At 64.6% G+C, this 5,575-nt stretch carries 8 protein-coding genes, 1 tRNA gene and 1 pseudogene; 8 read left to right on the forward strand and 2 right to left on the reverse strand.

The window, feature by feature from the left end:
- From WB785_RS15830 to WB785_RS15855, 6 genes are all read left to right on the forward strand, one after another.
- On the forward strand, positions 1-361 hold a 361-nt coding region (locus tag WB785_RS15830; RefSeq protein ID WP_424080271.1), incomplete at its 5' end, for a laccase domain-containing protein.
- On the forward strand, positions 358-1,143 hold the full coding sequence (locus tag WB785_RS15835) for a YggS family pyridoxal phosphate-dependent enzyme (protein WP_424080272.1): 786 nt from the start codon (positions 358-360) through the stop codon (positions 1,141-1,143). The genes WB785_RS15830 and WB785_RS15835, both read left to right, overlap by 4 nt.
- A gap of 63 nt (positions 1,144-1,206) precedes the next feature.
- Positions 1,207-1,842, forward strand: coding sequence for a cell division protein SepF (locus WB785_RS15840; protein ID WP_424080273.1), 636 nt, complete (start codon positions 1,207-1,209; stop codon positions 1,840-1,842).
- A gap of 149 nt (positions 1,843-1,991) precedes the next feature.
- Positions 1,992-2,282: a YggT family protein gene (locus tag WB785_RS15845; RefSeq protein ID WP_424080274.1), complete on the forward strand. Its 291-nt coding sequence runs from the start codon at positions 1,992-1,994 to the stop codon at positions 2,280-2,282.
- Positions 2,283-2,533: 251 nt separating this feature from the next.
- Positions 2,534-3,355: a DivIVA domain-containing protein gene (locus tag WB785_RS15850; protein ID WP_424080275.1), complete on the forward strand. Its 822-nt coding sequence runs from the start codon at positions 2,534-2,536 to the stop codon at positions 3,353-3,355.
- 88 nt (positions 3,356-3,443) lie between these two features.
- A complete protein-coding gene (locus WB785_RS15855) occupies positions 3,444-3,779 on the forward strand; it encodes a hypothetical protein (RefSeq protein ID WP_424080276.1) in 336 nt (111 codons plus the stop codon).
- On the opposite strand, the pseudogene WB785_RS15860 reads toward WB785_RS15855, so the two are convergent.
- Positions 3,776-4,477 (reverse strand): annotated as a pseudogene (locus WB785_RS15860) (phosphoribosyltransferase); the annotation flags it as partial. The gene WB785_RS15855 and the pseudogene WB785_RS15860 overlap by 4 nt on opposite strands.
- Positions 4,478-4,640: 163 nt before the next feature.
- Between WB785_RS15860 and WB785_RS15865 the strand changes: the two are divergent.
- Positions 4,641-4,826, forward strand: a complete 186-nt coding sequence (locus WB785_RS15865) for a hypothetical protein (RefSeq protein ID WP_424080277.1) — start codon at positions 4,641-4,643, stop codon at positions 4,824-4,826.
- Positions 4,827-4,882: 56 nt separating this feature from the next.
- Here the strand turns inward: WB785_RS15865 and WB785_RS15870 are convergent.
- Positions 4,883-4,968: transfer RNA gene (locus WB785_RS15870), tRNA-Leu, on the reverse strand.
- Between the two features lie 139 nt (positions 4,969-5,107).
- Here WB785_RS15870 and WB785_RS15875 point away from each other — a divergent pair.
- Positions 5,108-5,575, forward strand: a 468-nt coding sequence (locus tag WB785_RS15875; protein WP_424080278.1) for a M20/M25/M40 family metallo-hydrolase, incomplete at its 3' end; no start/stop codon positions are given.

Consider the following 5,575-nt stretch of genomic DNA (forward strand, 5'->3'; position numbering starts at 1 on the left):
CGCCGGTCGTGTCGGAGCGCGCGACGGCGTGGTGGCCCGCACGATTGAGGCCATGGTGGCCGCCGGCGCGCACGAACCCGACATCTCGGCGCTGCTGGGCCCGGCGATCAGTGGCCGCAACTACGAAGTGCCCGCGGAGATGGCCGATGAGGTCGAGGCGGCGCTGCCTGGCAGTCGCACCACCACCACAGCCGGCACGCCCGGGCTAGACCTGCGCGCTGGAATCGCCCGCCAGCTACAGACTTTGGGCGTCACAGCCATCGATGTCGACCCACGCTGCACGGTCGATGACGTCAACCTGTTCAGTCATCGTCGAGGCGCTCCGACCGGGCGACTGGCATCGGTCGTGTGGATCGAATGAACCAGGACTGTCGAGTGGGGGTAAAACTAACTTCGCGACCCGAGCGGGAATCGGAATTAGCCGACGCTTTGACAGCGCTTCGATCGCGACTCACGGCTGCCGCGGAAGTGGCCGGCCGCAAAGTCGATGAAATTCAACTTCTGCCCATTACCAAATTCTTTCCAGCAACCGATGTGGCGATTTTGTCGAGTTTGGGATGCGCCGCCTTCGGCGAATCCCGCGAGCAGGAGGCGGCGGCAAAGGCAGGCGAAGTCGCAAGGTTGCTGGGCGATTCGACGCCGCATCCGTACTGGCACATGGTGGGTCAGATCCAGCGCAACAAAGCCCGGTCGTTGGCCAACTGGGCGCACACCGCCCACTCGATCAGCACCACCCGGGTAGTGCGGGCGCTGGACCGGGCTGTGGCGGCGGTACGCAGCGAGGGACGTCGAGACAACCCGCTGCGGGTCTACGTTCAGATCAGCCTGGACGGCGACGTGTCCCGAGGAGGTGTCGACGTCTCCGACCCGGGGGGCGTCGATGACATCTGTGCGCAGGTCGCAGCCGCCGAATCGCTCGAACTGGTTGGGCTGATGGGCATCCCGCCGCTGGACTGGGACCCCGATACGGCGTTCGCGCGGCTGGAGTCGGAGCACCAGCGGGTACGCCAAGCCCATCCGAACGCGGTCGGATTGTCGGCCGGGATGTCCAACGACCTCGAAACGGCGGTCAAACATGGTTCGACGTGTGTGCGTGTCGGTACCGCGTTATTGGGCAGGAGACCGCTACCGTCACCTAATTAGTCACTCCAGTCACATCTTCATCACAGACACCGAAACTCGCAGAGCCTAGAAGGGGTCCAGGCGATGAGCACACTGCATAAGGTCAAGGCCTACTTCGGTATGGCTCCCATGGAGGACTACGACGACGAGTACTACGACGACCACGCCCCAACTGAGGGCGGCTACCCGCGGCAGCGGTTTGCCGACGATAGGTACGGCCGTTATGACGGGCGCGACTACGACGATCCGCGCGGCGAGCCCGGCGACTTCGCGTCGGCCGGCTATCGCGGCGGCTACCCCGACGAACCCCGGTTCCGGGCTCACGAATACGACCGCGGCGACCTGGCCCGGCCTCGCTTCGGGTCACTGCGGGGCTCCACCCGCGGCGCCCTCGCGATGGATCCGCGCCGGATGGCGATGCTGTTCGACGAGAGCAGCCCACTGTCGAAAATCACCACGTTGCGGCCCAAGGACTACAGCGAGGCCCGCACCATCGGGGAGCGCTTCCGTGACGGCACCCCGGTGATCATGGACTTGGTCTCGATGGACAACGCCGACGCAAAGCGGCTGGTCGACTTTGCGGCGGGATTGGCTTTCGCGCTGCGTGGTTCGTTCGACAAGGTCGCCACCAAGGTGTTTTTGCTCTCACCCGCCGACGTCGACGTCTCGCCCGAGGAGCGGCGGCGCATCGCCGAGACCGGCTTTTACGCATACCAGTAGCCGCCCGACCGGTCCGCCTACCGGCGGTCCGGGTTGCTGGAGCCATGGGTATCGGCTGTTCGAGTGGGTAGGCTGGGCGTTGCCGTGCTGGCCGCAGCCGGGGCTGTCATCAAAGTCACAGCTTCTCCATTACTAAGGTCGGGCTCTCGTTGACGCTGTTTGTGCACATCGTTGGTTTTGCGCTGTTCATCTTCTGGCTGTTGCTGATCGCTCGCGTCGTCGTCGAGTTCATCCGATCGTTCAGCCGGGACTGGCACCCGCGGGGCGCAACCGTGGTCATTCTCGAGATCATCCTGTCGGTCACCGACCCGCCGGTGAAGCTGCTACGCCGGCTGATACCGCAGCTCACTGTCGGTGCTGTGCGTTTTGACCTGTCCATCATGGTGCTGCTGCTGGTGGCCTTTATCGGGATGACAATGGCGCTGGACTACCACGCCTGAATCCGCCGACGCACCCACTGCGGCGGTCAGCTGCGGGCCTTGAAGGGTTTGCCGGGCCGCATTTCGTTGGCTTACGCCGCCGATTTGTCAACTCTTAATCTTTGAAATTCGGTCTTAATTATCGGGCGATTCGGCAACCGCCGGGTCTGGTGTGACAGGATGGGCGGCAGTTGCAGTATGGCTACCACAACGTTCATCCCGACTTACACTTTCCTGGTCGGTTTGACCGTCCACACTCAAGGGGGCTAAGAATGCCGCTGACACCCGCAGACGTCCACAATGTGGCGTTCAGTAAGCCGCCGATCGGCAAGCGTGGTTACAACGAAGACGAGGTCGACGCTTTCCTCGACCTCGTAGAAAATGAGCTGACTCGGCTCATCGAGGAGAACTCCGACCTGCGTCAGCGGGTCAACGAGCTGGACCAGGAGCTGGCTGGTGCCCGGTCCGGCGGAGGCACGAGTGCCCAAGCCACCCAAGCCATTCCGCTGCGCGAGCCCGAGCCCGAGCCCGTCAAGCCACCGCAGCCCGCCCCGCAGCCGGCCCCCCAGCCTGCGGCGGCAGCTGCCCTCGGCGAAGAGCAGGCGTTGAAGGCGGCGCGTGTGCTCAGCCTTGCCCAAGACACCGCCGACCGGTTGACCGGCACGGCCAAGGCGGAGTCGGACAAGCTACTGGCTGACGCCCGGGCCAATGCCGACCAGATCGTCAGCGATGCGCGTCGTGAGGCGGAGACCACCGTCGCCGAGGCCCGGCAGCGCGCCGACGCGATGCTGGCCGATGCGCAAACCCGCTCCGAGACCCAGCTGCGCCAGGCCCAGGAGAAAGCCGATGCGTTGCAAGCCGATGCCGAGCGCAAGCACTCCGAGATCATGGGCACGATCAACCAGCAGCGCACGGTGCTCGAGGGTCGCCTCGAACAGCTGCGCACGTTTGAACGCGAATACCGCACCCGGCTGAAGACATATCTGGAGTCCCAGCTCGAAGAGCTCGGCCAGCGCGGATCGGCGGCGCCGGTCGACTCCAGCGCCAACAATGACGCCGCCGCGTTTAACCAGTTCAATCGAGGTAATAACTAACTCGGCCAGGGGCTGCGGCAATCCATGACTGGCCGTCGCTATCCTGCAGTGTTGGCGATGCCGCCCCTTCGGCTGGAGAGGTTTACCGATGCTGATAATTGCGCTGGTCCTAGCGGTAATAGGTCTTGCCGCGTTGGTGTTCGCGGTTGTCACCAGCAATGAGCTGGTGGCCTGGGTCTGCATCGGTGCGAGCGTGTTGGGCGTGGTGCTGCTCATTGTCGACGCGCTACGGGAGCGTCAGCGACGCGAGGCCGGTTCGCCCACCAAATCATCCGGTCCAGCCGACGACCATGAGCCGGGTGGCGAAGAGGCCGCCGACTACCCCGAAGACACCGTCGACGAGGGCGACGACACTTCCACACCGGAGCCGGAATCCGAAGCGGACGAAGCAGATAGCGTCAGCGACGACCACAACACCCGTTAGGACTCAACCGCCCAGGGCGGTGTGGCGAGCAGTTCGCGGACCTCGTCATCGGTGACTTGATGGAAGTCGGCGAAAACCTGTCCGACCGCCTCGAAATCTGTTGGCATGGTTGCGCATACGACCTCGTCGGCTTCCCGTGCCAGCTCCTCGCAGGCTGATTGCGGCCCCACCGGAACAGCGACGACAATCGATTCCGGACTACTGGCGCGCAGCGCCCGCAGTCCGGCAAGCATGCTCGCGCCGGTGGCGATCCCGTCATCGACCAAAATCACGGTCTTGCCGCGCGGATCGGCGACGGGCCGTCCGCCCCGATAGGCACGCTCCCGCCGGTCGAGCTCGATCGTTTCGCGGTCGATGACCTCGCGCACCTGCTCGTCGCTGATGCGGAGATTCGACACCACATTGTCGTTCATGACCACGCCGCCGCCGCTGGCCAGCGCACCCATCGCCAGTTCCGACCACCCCGGCACGCCCAGCTTTCGCACCAGGAACACGTCCAACTCCGCGTGCAGGGCCGCGGCGACCTCCCAGGCGACCGGAACGCCGCCGCGCGCCAGCCCAAGGACCAGCAACCCGGCCTTGTCGTGGTAGGCCCCCAACTCCTCAGCCAGCACATAACCAGCTTCCCGACGGTCGCGGAACGTACGTCGGGAGGTTCGCCGCAGAAAATGACCGGGTCGATTCATGCATCGCACTTCGCCGTTGTCCAAATTGCTAAGTCGCAGCTTACGACCGGTGTCGCCACACGGGGCCGGTCCGTGCGCATTCCGACGTTGGGCTTCCCGTGTGGGCATACCGGGAAACCTGGCACCAGCCGATCCACCCTTGAATCGTGGCACAAAATATGGCACGATTTAGGGCATGACGACATCTGTTGAAGAGTTGATCGAAGCCGCCAGCGACGCCAGGCGCATCGCGCAAAAGGCTATCGAGTTGGCCGTGCGGGAGGCCCGTGCCGCTGACTGGTCCTGGGATCAGATATCTGCCGCGTTGGGCGGAAAGCCCAACGGGGAGACGCTTCGTCGCAATTTCGGCGCCGCCGAGTAGCCGAACGTCACCCGATTCGCGGACATAACACGTTGCACCACAACGGCGTTCGTGGGTGTCCGAGGGGGGACTTGAACCCCCACGCCCAGTAATAGGGCACTAGCACCTCAAGCTAGCGCGTCTGCCATTCCGCCACTCGGACCCAAGCCAATTAATTGGCAGCTAAGGCTATCGGATCGGTCCGCTCCCGCCCAAACCTGCCCGGCCGCTTGTGGCGGCCGCCCCGTTTGCGGGTACGCGAGGTGTACGCCGCGCGGCCGCGACGGCCGCAAAGCTAGGAAATGGTAGGAAAGGGAACTGTGACGGCGACAACCGACCCGCCCGCGGACGACGCGGACGATGTGGTGGACGTTGTCAGCAGGCTGATCAGGTTTGACACCACCAACACCGGCGATCTGGAAACCACCAAGGGGGAGGCCGAATGTGCCCATTGGGTTGCCGGTCAATTGGAAGAGGTCGGTTACCAGGTCGAATATGTGGAGTCCGGCGCGCCGGGTCGTGGCAATGTGTTCGCGCGCCTCAAGGGCGCCGATAACTCGCGCGGCGCGCTGCTGATCCACGGGCATCTCGACGTGGTGCCCGCCGAGCCGGCCGAGTGGAGCGTGCACCCGTTCTCCGGCGCGGTCGAAGACGGCTACGTCTGGGGCCGCGGCGCGGTCGACATGAAGGACATGGTCGGCATGATGATCGTGACCGCCCGGCAGTTTCGTCGCGCTGGCGTCGTGCCGCCTCGCGATCTGGTGTTCGCG

The sequence above is a fragment of the Mycobacterium sp. genome (assembly GCF_049585075.1).
Lineage (GTDB): Bacteria > Actinomycetota > Actinomycetes > Mycobacteriales > Mycobacteriaceae > Mycobacterium.